The organism is Brevibacillus fluminis (assembly GCF_052072235.1).
Classification (GTDB): Bacteria; Bacillota; Bacilli; order Brevibacillales; family Brevibacillaceae; genus Brevibacillus_D; species Brevibacillus_D fluminis_A.
Genome location: NZ_CM125436.1, coordinates 2,117,476 through 2,134,863, shown reverse-complemented (window position 1 = coordinate 2,134,863; position 17,388 = coordinate 2,117,476). Strand labels below are relative to the sequence as shown.

Here is a 17,388-nt window from a genome sequence, read left to right as displayed (position 1 = left end):
TCCCTTGCTTGTCTTCCACTTCCTCTGCTATTTTAGCAAGTTTTTCCTCTACGCAGTTTCAATCTCTGCGATTTCCGTTCTGTTTTTGTAACGCGCTGCTTCCGCTTCCACCAATTCTTTGTATACACGATTGGTCAGCAGCAGTTCTTCATATGTTCCACGCTCCGCGACTCGTCCGCCGTCCATGACGTAAATGACGAAAATTTCGCACTCGCTCGACGAACGCCATTTTTCCTGCAACCTCAACGGAAAACTTGTACGCTTTCTCAATCCCGATCATCAACTCCGACGTTAATTGGTAAATGACAACAAAGAAACCGACCGACAAGTCTCCCTGCAAAACTTGGTAGCCGCCGATGGCAAGCGCCGTCAGATAACTTCCCCACGTGATGGGATCTTTTGTTAGGAGCTGCTTCACCATCATTTTCCCTTCCGCCATAACGCTCTGGTAATAGCGTCCGAACACGTTCAAATACTTTTGGTGCTCCCACGCTTCCCCGTGATAGGCCACGACTTCCCGGGTCGATGCCACCCCTTCTTCCAGACAAATGACGACCGCCGTCTTGTCCTGCTGGATTTGCGCCGCCATCTTTTTTTGTTTGCCCCCGAATGTTCGTCCCATTTTCACAAGGAGAATGCTGAAGACCGTTACACCGACAAAAATCAAAGGACTTGCCGCTCCAATGACAATGCTGACGAGTAGCGCAGCACAAAAAATTGGTTGACCCGATCTGTTACATGCAATACGCGTTGCGAATCCCACATTTGCGAAAAAGAGGCGCGCAATTCTGTTAGCGCGGATATGCTTTCATACGCTTTTTGACCAAACTCCATTTGGCTATTCGCTAACTTTTGCGCTGTCCATGAGGCTTTTTTTTCAAAATAAGGCCCAACCAAGTAGTAAAGGAGAAAACAGGGAAGGAACATGAGCGTCAGCGAGAAGCTCAAGGAAAACATCAGCATAAACGAGATGCACGTAAAAATCGTGTTTTGCAATAATTCCGGGAAGTATTGGCGGTATAATTTCTGAAGCGCGGAAACCTCTGTATTCAGCAGGGTCAAAATAGCACCGGCTGACGTGTTTTCATAATAGGAGAATCCGAGGCGTCGCAACTGCTGAAAAATAGCAAGCTGCAAATCACGCGCCGTATTTTCCTGGAGCATCCGTTGCGAAATTTCTTTTCCTGAACTGGCCCCGAATTTGAAAGCTAACACCAGAAGAATCAAGAAAATTCCGATGACAAATTCCCTGTGATCTTTTGCCGGATCGGTAACATCGAGAAAATGTTGAACAAATTTCGGAATCAAAAGCTCGCATATCGCTGCGATGAAGCCACATGCGCAAAGCAAGAGCACCCCGTTTTTGTAAGGCCGCATGAACGATAACGCCCACATGTATTGCTTCATGTTCACCCTGTCGGTTTCATGTGATTCCTTCACACTTTCGTCCTCCTCCCACACTCATCACAACTTCGCTTGACAGACAAGTTATAATTTTACCATAATTTAACGTTTCTACGTCAATCCCCCTCCTCCGCAAGCAAAAATTGACAAGCCCATTTCTGCCTGCTACACTCTTATCTCAAGAAAAACTTTTTTTGGTAAATCGGTTATGAAAGGACCTGCAGATCTGCACTGTGGCTCAGAGAGTCGATCCTTGTCTGGAAGATCGATACGCAGATGGTCTGCTCCCCATCCTGGAACCGCCGGCGATGAGCCGTGACGGGTGCCCTGCCGTTATCAGGGTTCTTATGAGCGGATTGCATGTGCGCATGCAGTCAATCAGGGTGGTACCGCGGGTTATTCGTCCTCGTCCCTTTTTTGGGGACGGGGATTTTTTATTTGAAAAGGGAGTGAATGTACAGTGGCAGAGCAAAAAGGACAGGCACGGCATATTACGCCGCAGTCGGAAGACTTTTCACGCTGGTATTTGGATACGATTCGCAAGGCAGACCTGATGGACTACACGCCGGTTCGCGGCTGCATCGTGTTCAAGCCGGACGGCTTCGAGCTGTGGGAGCACATCCAGGACGCGATGGACAAACGCTTCAAGGAAACGGGCCACCGGAACGCCTATTTCCCGATGCTGATTCCCGAGTCGTTTTTCCAAAAAGAAAAGGAGCATATCGAAGGCTTCAATCCTGAGCTGCCGTGGGTGACAGAAGCCGGCGGCGAACCGCTGGAGGAAAAACTGGCGCTGCGTCCGACATCCGAGACGATCATCGGCCACATGTACAGCCAGTGGATTCAAAGCTACCGGGACTTGCCTGTGCTGATCAACCAATGGGCGAACGTCTTCCGCTGGGAAAAACGGACCATGCCGTTTTTGCGTACGTCCGAGTTCCTTTGGCAGGAAGGGCACACCGCCCATGCGACCGAAGAGGAAGCGCGCCAGGAAACGATGCAGATGCTGGAGATTTATCGTGAGGTTGTCGAGGAAGTGCTCGCGATCCCGGTCTGGAAGGGGCAGAAGACGCCGAGCGAGCGATTTGCCGGAGCGGTCGATACGTATTCCATCGAGGCGATGATGAAAGACGGCAAGGCGGTTCAGGCGGGCACGTCCCATTACTTGGGCGAAAACTTTTCTCGCGGGTTCGAGATCAAGTTCCTCGACCGCGACAACCAGTTCAAATACGTGCATACCACCTCTTGGGGCTCCTCGACCCGTCTGATCGGCTCGCTGATCATGGTGCACGGGGACGATCGCGGCCTTGCGCTGCCGCCGCGCGTCGCACCGATTCAGCTGGTCATGATTCCAGTCGGTCCGGCCAAGCTGCAGGCCAAAGTCATGGAGACGTTCGATCCGTTGTTCGACGCGATCAAACAGGCAGGCGTCCGCGTCAAAACCGACCTGCGGGAAGAAACGCCGGGCTGGAAGTTCAATGAATGGGAGATGCGCGGGGTGCCGATCCGACTTGAACTCGGTCCGCGCGACGTCGACAACAACCAGGTCATTCTGGCCCGACGTGATACCGGTGAAAAAATCACAGTGGCGCTGGATCAGGCGGTGGAGACGATCAAGCAGTTGCTCGTCGACATCCAAAACAACATGTTCCAAAAAGCGCTGGCGTACCGCGACGCCCATTCGCATCTGAATGTCGATTCGCTCGATCAGCTAAAAGAGCTGATCAGCCGAACCGAGCAAGAGGGGCAGCCGACCGGATGGGTGCTGGCAGGCTGGTGCGGCACGAATGAGTGCGAGGCGAACGTGAAGGAAGAAACCAAATTCACGTCGCGCAACATTCCGTTTGAGCCGCCGACCGCGAAAGAAACGTGCATATGCTGCGGGCAGGCGGCGAAACAGACCGTCTGGTTTGCCCGGGCGTATTGATTTTTTTGATCATGAAAGGCAAAAAAGGAGGCGCGCGATGTGCCTCCCTTTTTTTCGCCCCCATTCACTTCTTCAAATAATACGGCACCATCGCGATCTTCACGTTCTCTTTAGCGAACAAATACGCGCGCAAAAGCAGGCTTGTCTGGTTGTGCAGCAGGTTTTGCCACCAGTGGCGCGTGACGAAATACGGGATCATGATGGTGACGTGATCGGTTTCCGCCGTTTTCCATTCCACCGTTTCGATGAACTTGGTCAACGGCTTGACGATGCTGCGGTAATGCGAGCGCAGCACAATCAGGCGGACGCCCGGATTCCATTCGTCCCAGCGCTTCTCCATCCGGTGCACCGATTCGTCGTCAAACCCGACATAGACCGCGATGATGTTATCGGACAGCGACTGGGCATAGCTGATCGTATTGCGCACCACCTGTGTGATGCCCCCGACCGGGATGACGATGACACTGCCTTTTTTGCTCGGCTTCTCATGATCCACATCGAGGCGCAATTCGTCGGCCAAAGCGCGATAATGCTGATTGATCTTCTGGAAGATGAAAATGACCGCAGGCAGGAACAAAAAGATCATCCACACCTGGGCGAACTTGGTGATCAAAAAAATGAGCGTGATCGTCAAGGTGGTCAGCATCCCGACCGTATTGATCAAAAACGGTATCAGCCACCCGGATGGCTTTTTGACAATCCATCGTTTCATCATGCCGGCTTGCGAAAGCGTAAAGGGAATGAACACCCCAACGGCATACAGCGGAATCAGGCTCTCCGTCTCGCCTTTTGATGCGATGATAAGCAGCCCCGACAGGATGCCAAGCACGATGATCCCGTTGGAAAAGCCAAGCCGATCGCCCCGGACCATAAACATGTTAGGCATGAAGCGGTCGCTCGCCAGCATGAATGCCAGGAGCGGAAAAGCTGCAAACGCAGTATTCGCGGCCAAATACAGGATCAGAGCCGTCACCGCCTGGATGAAGTAATAAATGATGCCGCGTCCATACGTCGCCGAGGCGATTTGCGACACGACGGTTTCATCCGGTTTGGGCGCGATGCCGAACCCGTAAGCGAGCAAGCTGATCCCGATAAACATCGCACCCAGGATGATCCCCATCATCACCAGCGTTTTGGCGGCATTTTTTTCGGCTGGCGCCATGAAATTGGGGATCGCGTTGGATACCGCCTCGACCCCGGTCAACGCGGAGCACCCGGAGCTGAACGCCTTCAGCAGCAAAAACAGCGACATGCCGGAGACGACGGTACCGACGGCAGGCGGAGTCGCATGAATATTTCCGGCCAAATATTGCACCGCCCCGCCAATGATCAGCAGAAAAATGGCCAAAACGAACAAATAGACCGGATACATCAAGATGGACGCCGACTCGGTGATACCGCGCAAATTGAGCAGCGTAATGACGATGATCATGAACAGCGAGATGAAGACCCGATGGCCGTGTAAGGAAGGAAAAGCGGACGTGATCGCATCCGTTCCTGCCGACGAGCTGACGGCGACGGTCAAAATATAATCGACCAAAAGGGAGCCGCCCGCCACCAAGCCAAACGGTACACCCAAATTATCTTTGGCGACGATATATGCCCCTCCCCCCGTCGGGTAGGAGTAGATGGTCTGCCGATAGGAGAGGATCAAGATCGTCAAAAGGCCGAGCACCGCAAGCGAAATCGGCAAAGAGTACCAGAGCGCAGCCGCCCCCGCAGTCACCAGGACGAGCAAAATTTGTTCCGTTCCATATGCGACCGAGGAAAGCGCATCGGAAGACAGCACCGCCAACGCCTTCAGCTTCGTCAGCTTTTCCTCCGCTAACTCATGGGATTTCATCGGGCGTCCGATCAGCAATCGTTTTAGTTTCATGAGCGTACAAGCCTCCCCTGCATTTGCAGAAATGCCCCGATCCAATTGTTCTGGCAAATGACGCATGAACCTACAGTTTCTGTATCTAGTTTGCACCTCGCTGGTTCGGTTATGATATCCACTTTGTTCCGTTCCTGCGCGCCAAAATGGCTGCGCCATGCTTTTGGCTTAAGCCGCGTTGCACCTACACAAAAAAACCGGCAGGCTCGCAGTCGCTGCCTGTCGGTTTTTTTGTGCTTCATAAAGGCTTATTGAACGATTTTGATGTCTTTCATATAGGCGTTCCATGTCCAGAGCGGCGTATCCTTGTAGCCGTCTACGCCCTCTACCCCTTTTGTGGTCACCATGATCTGCTTCGGATGGTCGATCATGATCCAGGGCGTTTCCTCGGCGATGATTTTCTCGGCTTGGATCATCAAATCTGCCCGCTTGTTGTCATCAATCAGCTTGCTTTGCTCATCCAAAAGTTTGTCCAGCTCGGGATTGCGGTAGTTGGCATAGTTCGCCCCGCCCTCGCCTACATAGGCGGAATGGAAAATCGGCACCAAATTGCCGGACGGATCAGGGAAATCCGAGCCCCAGTCGTTGGCAATAATATCATAGTCGCGCGCCCCGCCGAATCCGCGTGTCGTCAATTCCTCACCGGTCACCTTCTCGATCTCCAGATTGATGCCGAGCGGTTTGACCGCCGCTTGCAGCGCGAGCACGGCATTGATCTTCAGCGTGTCATTGTCGGTCAAAATTTTGGCGCTGAAGCCGTTCGGCACGCTTGATTCGGCCAGCAGCTGCTTGGCTTTGTCCAGATTGTACGCGTAATCGGGCAGTTCCTTGTAAGCAGCTTCCCACTTGTCTTTGGCAAACGTCCAAAGCGTCGGGGAAACAGGGACGGCGCGTGCCGGCATACCCATTCCACGGACGATCTGGTCCATGATTTTCTGCTTGTCGAGAGCGTAGTTCATCGCTTGCCGCACTTTCACGTCGGTGAACGGCTTGCGCTGGGTATTGAAGGCGATCACGTCATTGCGCAAGCCATCCACCTTCTGGATGTTTACATTGTCCATCCCCTCTACGACTTCCACCAAATCGAGCGGCAGCCCGATCAGCATGTTGATCTGCCCCGTTTTCAATCCGGTCACGCGCGTCGTTCCTTCGGGGATGACTTTGTAGACGACTTTATCCAGGTAAGGGCCGCCCGTTTTATCCCAATAGTTCGTGTTTTTCTCCAGGACGATTTCGCTTCCTGTTTTCCAGCTGACATACTTGAATGGGCCTGTGCCCAGCACGCCGCCATCCGGTTTGCCGAAATTGTCTTTATGCGCTTCGTAATATTTTTTGCTGATGACGTGGCCGGCCGGCGTTCCCATGACGTAGCGCCAGAGCGCGTCCGGCTTTTTCAGCGTCACTTTGACCGTCCATTCGTCAGCCTTCTCGATTTTGTCCACATTTTCATACATCCAGCCCAAATAGGAGGCCGTTTTCGGGTCTCTGGTGCGCTCCATGGAAAAAATCACGTCGTCGATTGTCATTGGACTGCCATCGGAGAAGGTCACGTCCTTACGCAAATAATACAAATAGGTGACAGGGTCTTTGGCCTCCCATCGTTCCGCCAGGTTGGGGGCGAGCTGGGAGTTTTTATCATATTTCAGCAGCCCTTCCGTGATCTGGTCTACCACCGCATCGGTCGACGGGTCATAGGCAAAAGCGGGATCGACCGCAACGATATCGTAGCCGAGCCCGAACGTCAGCGTTCCTCCCATTCCGGCCGCTTTCGGCTGTTCTGCGCCTTCTGTCTTCGCCGCGCTTGTCGGCGCTTCTGCCGGTGTTTGGCTCGCACATCCCGCAGCGAGCACGAGGCTTGCCACGATGGGACCGACCGTCCATTTTTTCAATAGCCTTTTCATTCCAATCCCCCCATCTTATACTTGATGAATATATATAGAAATCATTATATCCTTTTTATTTTCTGAACATTTTTACAATTTTATCTTCCCATCTGCAAAATTCTATCATGTTTTGTTCGACGTTGACATGCGCGAAAAAACCGGACAAGTCTTTGTCCGGTTTTTCGTTTCCTTATGATTTGTGCGCATAGGGCCCTACTTGTCGGTGCGTGAAGCGGTAGGGCGTGTTTTTATTTTTCAGCCACATATTTCCTTTGACGATGAGTACATAGACGGCCGCGATGAAATAGATGGTCCCGATGATCCAATCCCATGCTGTGACCATGCGTGCGGCGATGATCTCGTCCAGATACCAACCCCCGATCGGAATGTGCAAAAAGACGACGGAGAACAAACCGGGATTATAGATGGTTTTCGCTTTTACATTGGCGAAAATGCCATGCCAAATGAACTGAAAGAACCCCATGAATATGGGCGCCAGTCCCAGCCAAACAACGGACGGAAAAGCGACGGGAAGCAGGTAAAACAGGTAGGCGATCACAATGTTGATGACCATCGCAGATTGCGGATTCAGCGGATACCGCTCCGGCTGTTCGCTGCGGAAAATCAGCCCGTTGAACAACCCGCCAAAGTAGCCGGGCCACCTGTATTCCTCGAATTGGTGGACCAAAATGGCGATGAAGCTCAGCCACAGAAGGCGCCTTGGAGCGGTTAGCACCCCCCACTCCATAAACAGGTAGACTCCCACGGCGATTGCCACCAAAAGCCCGAAATCTTGCCAATACTTCCGTAAAGCGTTCATGCTCTTCTCCCCCTATTTTCTTATGACTCGTGAAAATAGCGTGCAAACAACAGATCGATTTGCTGTTCCAGCGGGGCGATCTCGGTATCAGCCCCCGTCGCCAAAATCGACTTCAGCAGTGTTGGGAGGAAGACGGCGCCAAAAATTTGCATGATCATCATCATGAGCAACTCGGGGTCGCTTTCTCCCGTTATGTCTGTAAGGACCGTCTTCACTTTGTCGAAGCCGATCGTTTTGAGGAATTGGCCGTATTCTTGCTGCGAGGCGAACACAGCCCCCCCGATGGCAAAGATGCGCGATACCAGTTCGGGATACTGCTGGATGACGCCGACATACTGGAGCAAAAATCGTTTGAGGCGTTTCTTGGGTGCAAGGGTAGCGTCGTCGAGAATCTCGAACGTGCTTTGAAAGCTGCTGAGCAAGACCTTGATCGCTTCGCTGATCAGCTTGTCTTTGGAGCCGAAATAATAATTGACCAATGACAGGTTGGTCCCGGATTCTGCGGCAATCTTGCGCACAGTCACTCCTTCAAAGCCTTCACGCTTCACCAACTCCAGCGTGGTTTGCAAAATTTTGTCCTTTGTTTCGCTATTTCGATCCATCTGTGACATGCACGACCTCCTCTTACCGGTAAGCAGAAGTTCATTTCAAACAATGTTTTAAACATCGTTTAATTGAATGCTAGCACTTGTGCGCGCCATGCGCAATTGTTTTTTTATTTTGTACATCCGCATCGAGATCGTTGAGTTGCTCCTTTCGAAAAAACAGCAAGACTGATCGAAGGATCAACCTTGCTGCTTGATTCCATTCCATATGTGCCGCAAACAAAGAGGGAGCTTGCTTACAAACGTCTGAAAACGGGCGCTGGCATTGTGCGCCGCTACTGCGGCAGCGTCCTCATTTCATCGGTTGCAACCAACGACAAAAAACATCCGCCCCGAGCTGGAACGGATGTTTTGTCATTACCCGATTATATCGGCTTAGATGGCTGCGCGGCCGCCCTGCTCTCCGCTTCCATCTGCGCACGAATCTCCTTCTCGATCTGCACGCGCAATTCTTGCTCCGATTGCTTCACTGGCGCTTTTTCTTCCACCGTGCTCGCTTTGGGTGCATCATCGCTCAACAGTCCTTGCGAAGCCAGCTTGAATTCTTTCAATGTGGAACCAACCGCCCTGCCCAGCTGCGGAAGCTTGGACGGGCCGAATAGCACCAGGCCAACGAGCAATAAAAATAAAATTCCGGTCAAACTCGGTATATGCACGATTGATCACCTCTATTGGGCACCGTTTTTTTTCAGTATAGCAGCCAATTTCGGCAGAATCATGGAAAAACGCATATATTTTGTGACAATCCTCTTCTGCACGCCGTTTTCTTCCATTTCCACCGCTTTCATATTTCGGAATAATGAAACTTTTTTAAATCCATACCCTATTACCTGCAAACTCATTGAAAAACTGGAAACTCAGTAATAAAATGAGACGTAGAAAAAGTCAAGAACCAAATACAGGAAATGATTGATCCGACATGAGGGTACGCTGCAATATCCTACCCTACATCTTGCTACGTTCAAGGAGGTCCTCATGTACAAGCAGGTACGTACAGCATCTGAGCTTGCTATCTTCTATTCGATTGTAGACTTTGTCTGGGCGGAGAAAAGCTACGCTCGCGAGCGTTTTGAAGGTACGGATAAATTTTTGCTCCAGGCGGAGGATGGCGAATGGGGCGCGGTTTTGGAAGCTTCTCCCTTGGAAAAAAGCGATCCGATCATACGCGAGCTGTTTTCCCCCTACATCAGAGACTTGTCGGTCGTCGATATCCCGACGATTGCCGTGCTTCCGCAATACCGCGGCAGTTTGGGAACGAAAGCGATCTCGCTCAGTGTGAAATACTGCGAAGAGCATGGCTATGAACATGTAATAAGCGTGAACAATCCTGTTTTTTTCCGGGCCTTGAAAATTACATACAAGATGCCGCTCACCCGCATCGATCAAGCCATCAATTACAAGGGGTCACCGTTTATTCCGGCCATTCTGCACATTTCCCGCATTTATCGGAACAAATCCGACTATCCTTGGCTTTTCTACCCGCAAGAAATCAACGAAAAACGGAGGCTTCCTCGATGGACCGTCATCTCATGAGCAGGCAAAATCTTTGGATTCTTCAGTTTGTCCTGGTGATTCTCACGCTTTCCATGGTCACCAATCTCCTTACGGGGAACGACCTGATGTTCGTGGTCATCGCGTCACTCATCGGTTACACCATTTTCGGCACGCTCTGGTATTTATCATTCAGCAAAGCGCTGCGCGAAAAAACCGCTTCATTTGTAAGGTACGCCAATGTCATCATCATCGGGATTTACATTCACTTGACGATTGTGCTGGACCCGGTGCTGACAAGCTTCATGTTTCTCTTTTTCTACGTCGCGATCATGGCGATCTATCAAAGCAAAGTGGTCAATGTGATTGCGGGTATCCTGGCTGCAAGCTCTGCTGCCTACTTCTTCCTGTTTGATGCTGCGAACATTTTTCCGTCCGTGGAAATTTCGGAATTGGTCTTTACCGTTGTGATCTTTCTTTTCATGATGGCGTGCTTCAATTCGCAGAGCAATTTCAACCGCGGCCTGCGCAAGGAAGTGGAAGAGCAGCGGCGCAAAGCGATTGAATCGAAGGAAACGTTGGAAAAAGCATTCCAGCAAATGAATGATTCCTTAAAAGCGGTGCAGCGCTTCCAGCAAGAGCTGCACAACCAGGCGGCAGCCACCAGCGAGATGTCAACCACATTGGTCAAGAGCCTCGACCGCATGGCGGAATCGTTTAGCGAACAGATGGAGCACTCCACGGAAATCCGCAACGAAATGTCAGCGACGAACATGCGCGTCGATGAGGTGAGCAGCTCATCGCAAATGATCTACTCCTATTCCAAAGACACGCTGGAATCAGCGGAAGCAAGCGGCGCCGAGTTGGACAAGCTGGAGAGCGACCTCCATATCTTCAATCACTCGATCGAAACCGCGGCGACATTGATGGGCCAACTGGAGGAGCGCACGGAAAGCATCGAGCGAATCATCAAAGTCGTGACGGACATTTCACAGCAAACCAACCTGCTCGCGTTGAATGCGTCGATCGAAGCGGCGCGCGCGGGCGAGCATGGCCGCGGATTTGCCGTCGTTGCCGAGGAAGTGCGCAAGCTGGCGGAAGGCTCGAAAGACTCGACCCTGTCCATCTCCGAGCTGTTGCTTGAGATCAAGTCTTTTACAACGCAGGCGACCGAACAGATCGTCAACAGCCAAGGCTTTATCCAGAAAAACCATGCCAGCATGCAAAATGTGAAAACCATTTTCCATGAAATCACCCAACACATGCAAAACTTCTCCGCCAAATCGCAGCATTTGCAAGACTTCTTGTTCGGCTTGCAGGCGACGATGCAAGAAGTCTATTCCAAAGTCGATTCAGTGACCGACATTTCCCGCAACAATCAGCAGCACCTCGAAGCGATCTTGAAAATGATCCGCGAGCAGCACTCCGGCATTTTGCAAATGATCCACGATTTCGACTCGATTGAAAAACAGATGAGCCAGCAAAAGCTGTAGCGAAACCAACAAGCCGCGACTGTGATTCATGCACAGCTCGCGGCTTGTTTTATCTCCCACTTTTTTCCTATCACCTCTCGATTACGATTTTGAAGCAATGCGTATTTCTCCGTGACAAACCTCCGTTTCGCATGGTATAAAAGTAATGTATTTTATCCAATTTCATGATCGATTGCGAAAAAGGCAAACCATGCCGAAAGGATGGGACGCAAAGCCGTGGGTCTACGGAGGGAACCCCTCTATGATTGCCAGGTTGCCGCATTTTGGACCCGACACGTCGATCCAGGATGCTTATGCACTTGGGTCTTTTTCTGTTTTCGATCAGCGCCAGCCAAGGGGGACTCCATTTGAGAAGAAGTGACATAACACCGGAAGAAGCGAAGAAAAAGTATATCCGCGAATTCCTTCAGACGATTTTGAATATGAACGACCAGGATGATCCCGCCTCGATCAAAAGCCTCATCGCCATGCTGAACGGCCTTTTACGCGTGAATACGTTTATTCCCCCGACGATTGAAATCATGAGCTTTATCAAACAGCAAAAACCAACGCTGTACCACGCCACAAGAAAAAGCATCACATCCACGAGCAATCTGGCGATCCTGTTTCACCTCGATGCCGACCCCAAGATCGTTGCCCAGCGTTTGGAGGAATACATTACGGATTAACAGCCAGCCGCTCTGGCTTGCGCGATTTCTGCAAGGAACGTCCTGATTTCCCTGGCAGTCGCGATCACCTGATCGAGCGGCATGAGATGGCGAGAGTCAGCCAGCACGACCGTTTTGGTCAAGATGTCGGCTGGCACCCGTTCGATCATTTGCAGCTTCAGCGAAAGCTTTGGCTCCGTTTCCGCCGGCAGGAACAGGATCGGACAGCGGATGCGGCCATACGCCTCTTCATAGCGCAGATCGCACACCGTCTCCATGATTTGCAGATTGATCCGTGTGGGGATTTGGTAGGCGATGCGTCCATCCGGCAGCGGATACCGCGACGTATGCTGAAACCATTTTGCAAAATACCCCTCCCACGGCACCCACCGCTCGAGATTGTCCGGAACAATGTCCTCCCCGGGTTCGAATGCCTTGATCGGCCGCTGGGCAAACTCGGCGAGAACCTCCTCACGGGTGAGATCCCGTTCGCCGTCCGGCCCGATATAGTTGATCATGCCGGCATCCAGCAAACAAAGCGATGCCGTTCGCTCCGGATGAAAGGCGGCGAAAAACACGGCGAAATCACCGCCTAACGAATTGCCGATAAGATGCGCTTTGGGAATCTGCAGCTGATCGAGCACAGCGAGAATATCGCGGCACATCGTCTCGATGTCATACCCTTCATCAGCAAAATCCGACTCCCCATGCCCCCGCATATCCATGCTGACCGGATGGTACTTGTCCGCGAAATGGGGCAGCATCTCGTCCCAAATACTTGAGCGACTCCCTTGGGGATGAAGGAATAGGAGCGATTCTCCCTTCCGCTCGCCTTCCCATACTTGCAATTTGGTTTGCGCTTGATAGACAGCTACACGTTTCATGATGATCTCACCTTTCACAGTTATTGGTAGAAAAGAGGTATCCCTATGAAGCGAACGGGACGTTTGCTCGAACTGCTCTCACTCCTGAATTCCAAAAAAACCTTTACGGTAAAAGAGCTGGCCGACACCTTTTCCGTCTCCCACCGGACGATGCTTCGCGATCTTCACCTGCTGAGCGAATCCGGCGTCCCGCTGCAGGCGACACCCGGCCCAGGAGGTGGATACAGCCTGGCGCGCAAACATACGCTTCCCCCCGTCACATTCACGCTCGAAGAGGCAGTGGCTCTCATCATTTCTTATGAATCGTTTCTCCACTATACAGACAAGCCGTTTGAAAAAGAGACGCTTTCTGTCATCGCCAAGCTGTTCGCGATTTTGCCGCCGGAAGCGACGCAAAAAATCGAGCTGCTGCGGCAAAAAGTATTTATGCGCAACCCGCGCCGCGTTACCCAGGCGCCGTTTTTGCGCCCGCTGCTCGATGCGGCGCTCGAACAGCATGCGGTTCACATCGAATACGACTCCTTGCAGCGCAAGAGCAAGCGGATCATTCATCCCTATTACCTGTACGCATTCAATGGCTATTGGTACTGTCGCTGCTTCTGCCGGCTGCGGCAAAAAAACGTATCCTTGCGCGTCGACCGCATTCAATCGTACACCGTGCTGACCGAGCCTCCGCTCCCTGCCGTGCCGCAGATCGATGATGACCAGGAACAGCCGGAGCTGCGCCTTTTGGTGAGACTGACGGCAAGAGGCTGCAAACTGGCCGATTGGCATCATGAGTTCGGCAATTTGATCCACTATCAGGAAGACGGCACAGGCACGATCGACACCAAGATTTTTGCAACGGATGTCGAGTGGGTCAGCCGCTTCATCCTCGGCTTGGGGCAGGAAGCGACCGTCGAGCAGCCGATACAGGTCATCGACTATTTGCAAACCGAGCTTGGCGCTTTGCAGCAACGCTATGGGAGTGGAATTCTCCCGTCATCGTAACCGGAAATGGTGACAGATCGTGACAGCATTTCAATAGTTGCTCGATTTTTTTGTGAAAAGAAAAAACCAGCCGCATGTGGCTGGTTTGATCGAGGAAAACTGCGTTTCCTCTTGCTTATTTGATGGAAGCAAACCCGAGCAATCCAAGCACCTAAATGTTGCTAAAACAGGGAGTTTTTTTAATAAAAGTAAATTAAGGTTTAGATGGGGCTGAAAGTTTTATCTTCCTGTTACTGCTGCGCTGCTTTCGCGAGCGTCGCAATCGTGCCGAGATGCATCGCCTCATGGGCAAACGCGAAATTCACGACCTCCCCCGCTGTTCGAAACGTCAAGGGTCCCATCTCGATCGGTTTACGCAGCGCCTCATCCAAAAGCGCCGGCGATACTTCATCGAGCGCTCGCAGCTGCTTCGTCAAATCGTGGAGCAGCTCTTCTTTGGCTGGAGGTGCCTGCATCCAGTCTGCCGGTTTCGTTCCGGTGTGAAACAAGGCGCTGTACGCTTCCGGCAATTCTGTATTGAACGGAAACGCCAGCGAAAGGAAATAATCAAGAGCGACGACGATATGGCCCACATTCCAGCGGATCGTATTGTTGCACCCTTTCGGCTGAATGTCGAACAGCGCTTCGTCCAAGGCTCCCAACTGGTGGATGGCGATTTGGCGAACCGATTTTCCTGTGTGGATAATGGCTTGGGACATGGTTGATTCCTCCGTTTATTTGGGATTTTTTGTATTTCCTCATTTGCATCCTCAGTATACCGTTTGGCTTTTCTCCCCATCAATCACGCCTTTCCGATCAAAATCAGTAGTGAAAACGATCGATGGGCTGACCTGTGCCTGCGTTTTTTGACAGAAAAAATCCCCCCTTGCGAAAAGGGAGGCCGTCTTGATTGGCAGGTCGTGCCGTCACGGGCGCTTCTCTCTGCTGTAAAAGGCCGGCGTGAACGGCAGCGTATGTTTGGCGGGATGCCTCGTGCGAAAATGCGTGATGCTCACATCCAGAATCGCGACAAAATGGATCAGGCAAATATGCAAAATATCGGGAAACTCGTTCGGGTTGATGTAATCGGGGTCGCGCTTCAACACAGGGTGATGCTGCAAGGCGAAGGCAAACCGCTCCGTCTTGCGCAGCATGGAGTACAGCCGTCTGCCATCGTTCGGATTGAGATCCTTGTCCAAATGGTGCGCGAGGGAATTGCGCAGGTCATTGAGAAACAAAAACGGACGGATTTCATCTTTTTCAATGAGGCCCAATGCGCAAGCCAGCCTGACTTTGTTCGGAAAATTGAGGGTTGCCGGATCAAAGGTGTCCTGATTGACACAGGCGAGCTTGATCAGCTCAATCAGCCCCGCCTCGATGAACAGATGGCCTTTTATCAGCGACACGATCGGGTCCTTCGCTTCCGTCACGCGCTCGATAAATTGATCGGGATCGATATTCAGCTTCATCCATGACCTCTTTTCTCTTTCTATTTTGGACTCAGCGCATGATTGCCTCGTCGTCTAGCAACAGTTGTTTTACCTGCTGCAAGTCTTTCGGATCGATCTGGCAATCGCGTGTGAGATACGCTTCCATCGTGCCATGACGCGCCAAAACCGCCTGTATCACATCGTCCAGATAGTCGCGCCGCACCTCGAGCAATGGCTTGATGCGTTCGGGTGAGAGCTGAAACAGGCTGGCCATGCGAATAAACCGTTCCATCCGCTTCATCCGATGGGCAATCCGGTCGTTGGACAGCAAGTAATCGTCCAGCACCTGTGCGTAAGGAACGCCGAGCAGCAATTGGATCACGGCACAGAGAAATCCCGTGCGGTCTTTGCCGCCCGTACAATGGATGAGCGCCGGCAAATTCGTTTGCTGTGCGAGGAGCGCGATCACGCCCTGGATTTGCCGCTGACTGTCAAATGCCATTTTATCATACATGTCTTTCATGATTTTTTCAAAATCAAGCTCCCGCGCCCGCAGCGTCAGCATCGAAAAAAACTGAAGCCGCGAAAGCTCCTGACTACGGTCCGTGAACGGCAGGTTGACCGTCGTGATCCCTTGTTCCGTCGCAAGTTTGCCCGGCTTTGACTTGCGTTCGCCCGCCGTGCGCACATCGATGACCATACGGATGCCAAGACCGCGCATCGTCTCAACATCCGCTTCCGTCAGGCGGGATAAATCCTCCGAGCGGTACAGCACGCCTTGCTTGACATACCGCCCTTCCTCCGTTTTTCGTCCCCCAACGTCGCGAAAATTGGAAAGGCCCGTAAATGCATGGCTCGCTTCGATTTGCCTGTTTGTCATGATGATTCTCCTTTCGTGTGGTGCCGATCGATACATGCGACTATTTGTGTATTTTTAGTCACATAAATTCCAAAAGAAAAGACTGCCTCATCGTACAGCCAATTTACTTCCATCATGGAAATCATTACAATATAGTATAGTTATTCTGTGACCAAAAGTCCATAAAAAGTCATAGAAATTCGAAATGGAGCAAACCGATGCCTAAATTCACAGAACAAGAAAAAGAGCGCGTTCGCGAGTCGCTGCTGGTCAAAGGAAAAGAGCTGTTCATCCAATACGGCCTCGCCAAAACGAGCATCGACGACATCATCCTCGCATGCGGGATCGGCAAAGGCACATTTTATAAATTTTTCGCCTCGAAAGAAGAGCTGTATTACGCGATTCTCAAAAACGAAGAGGAGGTTCGCAAGCTGTTGATCGGCAAGCTGCTGGGAGAATCGCTCAGCCCGAAAGAACTGCTGACCTCCTTCTTCATCGCCTCCTTTCGCTATGCCGATGAGAACCCGTTTTTTCAGCGCGTGTTCCAAGACGGTGAACACGAGCGGCTCGTTCGCAAGCTGCCCAAGCATTTGGCCGAGGAACTGGCCTATGAAGATACGGCAAAAGGCATCGAAGCGGTGCAAGCGCTGATGCACAAAGGCATATTGCCGAAACAGGACCCGGCGGTTGTCGTGGGCATCATGAAAGCGGTCATGCTGCTGCGGTTCCACAAAGACAAGATCGGCGAGCCGCTCTTCGACCAAGTGATCGAAAAGATAATCGATTACGTGACCGACGGCATGATCAAGGACACACGGGAATGATAGCAAGCTTGTCTGGGCAGGTCAGGCACGCGGCAGCTCGTGCGGATCGATCCGCTTGCCTGCCTGCATCCAACTGCACTCCATCGTCAAATGAATCGCCATGCCAAAAAGGAGGGGACGCCCTCCTTTTTTTAATTGCCGCATCGCGCCCGCAGCTTGCAGCCTCCCTTTCGATTGGTAAAGATTGCATAAATACGAGCGGCTGCGGGAACGATAACGCATGTATTGGAGGGATTCGCGGATGAAGTCTGTGCAAAATCAGGAGAAAAAACTGGC

General features: G+C 51.8%; 18 protein-coding genes and 1 riboswitch. Of the genes, 6 read left to right on the top strand and 12 right to left on the bottom strand.

Going from position 1 to position 17,388, the window contains the following annotated elements; all coding sequences use genetic code 11:
- Nucleotides 1–148 precede the first annotated feature (148 nt).
- Nucleotides 149–667 carry an ABC transporter transmembrane domain-containing protein gene (locus ACTID9_RS10550; protein WP_441071209.1) on the bottom strand — a complete coding sequence of 173 codons (519 nt, stop codon included), beginning with the start codon at nucleotides 665–667 and terminating at the stop codon, nucleotides 149–151.
- Nucleotides 664–1,407, bottom strand: coding sequence for an ABC transporter transmembrane domain-containing protein (locus tag ACTID9_RS10545; protein WP_441071208.1), 744 nt, complete (start codon nucleotides 1,405–1,407; stop codon nucleotides 664–666). Before ACTID9_RS10545 ends, ACTID9_RS10550 begins: the two co-directional genes overlap by 4 nt.
- A gap of 457 nt (nucleotides 1,408–1,864) precedes the next feature.
- On the opposite strand from ACTID9_RS10545, the gene proS reads away from it, so the two are divergent.
- Nucleotides 1,865–3,331 (top strand): proline--tRNA ligase, encoded by a 1,467-nt coding sequence (gene proS / locus ACTID9_RS10540; protein ID WP_441071207.1) that lies wholly within the window; start codon nucleotides 1,865–1,867, stop codon nucleotides 3,329–3,331.
- A 64-nt stretch (nucleotides 3,332–3,395) separates the two neighbouring features.
- Here the strand turns inward: proS and ACTID9_RS10535 are convergent, their stop codons facing one another.
- From ACTID9_RS10535 to ACTID9_RS10515, 5 genes are all read right to left on the bottom strand, one after another.
- Nucleotides 3,396–5,207: an APC family permease gene (locus ACTID9_RS10535; protein WP_441071206.1), complete on the bottom strand. Its 1,812-nt coding sequence runs from the start codon at nucleotides 5,205–5,207 to the stop codon at nucleotides 3,396–3,398.
- 248 nt (nucleotides 5,208–5,455) lie between these two features.
- On the bottom strand, nucleotides 5,456–7,108 hold the full coding sequence (locus ACTID9_RS10530) for an ABC transporter substrate-binding protein (protein ID WP_441071205.1): 1,653 nt from the start codon (nucleotides 7,106–7,108) through the stop codon (nucleotides 5,456–5,458).
- A gap of 172 nt (nucleotides 7,109–7,280) precedes the next feature.
- Nucleotides 7,281–7,910 (bottom strand): HXXEE domain-containing protein, encoded by a 630-nt coding sequence (locus tag ACTID9_RS10525; RefSeq protein WP_441071204.1) that lies wholly within the window; start codon nucleotides 7,908–7,910, stop codon nucleotides 7,281–7,283.
- 20 nt (nucleotides 7,911–7,930) lie between these two features.
- Nucleotides 7,931–8,521, bottom strand: coding sequence for a TetR/AcrR family transcriptional regulator (locus tag ACTID9_RS10520; RefSeq protein ID WP_441071203.1), 591 nt, complete (start codon nucleotides 8,519–8,521; stop codon nucleotides 7,931–7,933).
- A 359-nt stretch (nucleotides 8,522–8,880) separates the two neighbouring features.
- A complete protein-coding gene (locus ACTID9_RS10515) occupies nucleotides 8,881–9,171 on the bottom strand; it encodes a twin-arginine translocase TatA/TatE family subunit (protein ID WP_441071202.1) in 291 nt (96 codons plus the stop codon).
- 319 nt (nucleotides 9,172–9,490) lie between these two features.
- On the opposite strand from ACTID9_RS10515, the gene ACTID9_RS10510 reads away from it, so the two are divergent.
- From ACTID9_RS10510 to ACTID9_RS10500, 3 genes are all read left to right on the top strand, one after another.
- Nucleotides 9,491–10,048 (top strand): GNAT family N-acetyltransferase, encoded by a 558-nt coding sequence (locus tag ACTID9_RS10510; RefSeq protein WP_441071201.1) that lies wholly within the window; start codon nucleotides 9,491–9,493, stop codon nucleotides 10,046–10,048.
- Complete coding sequence (locus ACTID9_RS10505; RefSeq protein WP_441071200.1) at nucleotides 10,030–11,499, top strand: methyl-accepting chemotaxis protein; 1,470 nt, start codon at nucleotides 10,030–10,032, stop codon at nucleotides 11,497–11,499. The genes ACTID9_RS10510 and ACTID9_RS10505 overlap by 19 nt, the downstream gene beginning before the upstream one ends.
- A 172-nt stretch (nucleotides 11,500–11,671) precedes the next feature.
- A riboswitch (cyclic di-GMP riboswitch) is annotated at nucleotides 11,672–11,760 on the top strand.
- Nucleotides 11,761–11,846: 86 nt separating this feature from the next.
- Nucleotides 11,847–12,167 (top strand): hypothetical protein, encoded by a 321-nt coding sequence (locus ACTID9_RS10500; RefSeq protein WP_441071199.1) that lies wholly within the window; start codon nucleotides 11,847–11,849, stop codon nucleotides 12,165–12,167.
- Here the strand turns inward: ACTID9_RS10500 and ACTID9_RS10495 are convergent.
- A complete protein-coding gene (locus tag ACTID9_RS10495) occupies nucleotides 12,164–13,030 on the bottom strand; it encodes an alpha/beta fold hydrolase (protein WP_441071198.1) in 867 nt (288 codons plus the stop codon). The two genes, ACTID9_RS10500 and ACTID9_RS10495, sit on opposite strands and share 4 nt — an antisense overlap.
- Nucleotides 13,031–13,075: 45 nt before the next feature.
- Between ACTID9_RS10495 and ACTID9_RS10490 the strand changes: the two genes are divergently transcribed.
- Complete coding sequence (locus ACTID9_RS10490) at nucleotides 13,076–14,020, top strand: helix-turn-helix transcriptional regulator (RefSeq protein WP_441071197.1); 945 nt, start codon at nucleotides 13,076–13,078, stop codon at nucleotides 14,018–14,020.
- 230 nt (nucleotides 14,021–14,250) lie between these two features.
- On the opposite strand, the gene ACTID9_RS10485 is transcribed toward ACTID9_RS10490, so the two are convergent.
- From ACTID9_RS10485 to ACTID9_RS10475, 3 genes are all read right to left on the bottom strand, one after another.
- Complete coding sequence (locus ACTID9_RS10485; RefSeq protein ID WP_441071196.1) at nucleotides 14,251–14,718, bottom strand: DinB family protein; 468 nt, start codon at nucleotides 14,716–14,718, stop codon at nucleotides 14,251–14,253.
- Between the two features lie 207 nt (nucleotides 14,719–14,925).
- Entirely contained in the window at nucleotides 14,926–15,468 is a 543-nt protein-coding gene (locus tag ACTID9_RS10480; RefSeq protein ID WP_441071195.1) for a hypothetical protein, read from the bottom strand.
- Nucleotides 15,469–15,499: 31 nt separating this feature from the next.
- Complete coding sequence (locus ACTID9_RS10475) at nucleotides 15,500–16,309, bottom strand: tyrosine-protein phosphatase (protein ID WP_441071194.1); 810 nt, start codon at nucleotides 16,307–16,309, stop codon at nucleotides 15,500–15,502.
- A 197-nt stretch (nucleotides 16,310–16,506) separates the two neighbouring features.
- On the opposite strand from ACTID9_RS10475, the gene ACTID9_RS10470 reads away from it, so the two are divergent.
- Nucleotides 16,507–17,112: a TetR/AcrR family transcriptional regulator gene (locus ACTID9_RS10470; protein WP_441071193.1), complete on the top strand. Its 606-nt coding sequence runs from the start codon at nucleotides 16,507–16,509 to the stop codon at nucleotides 17,110–17,112.
- A gap of 21 nt (nucleotides 17,113–17,133) precedes the next feature.
- Here the strand turns inward: ACTID9_RS10470 and ACTID9_RS10465 are convergent, their stop codons facing one another.
- Nucleotides 17,134–17,334, bottom strand: a complete 201-nt coding sequence (locus tag ACTID9_RS10465; protein WP_441071192.1) for a hypothetical protein — start codon at nucleotides 17,332–17,334, stop codon at nucleotides 17,134–17,136.
- Nucleotides 17,335–17,388 lie beyond the last annotated feature (54 nt).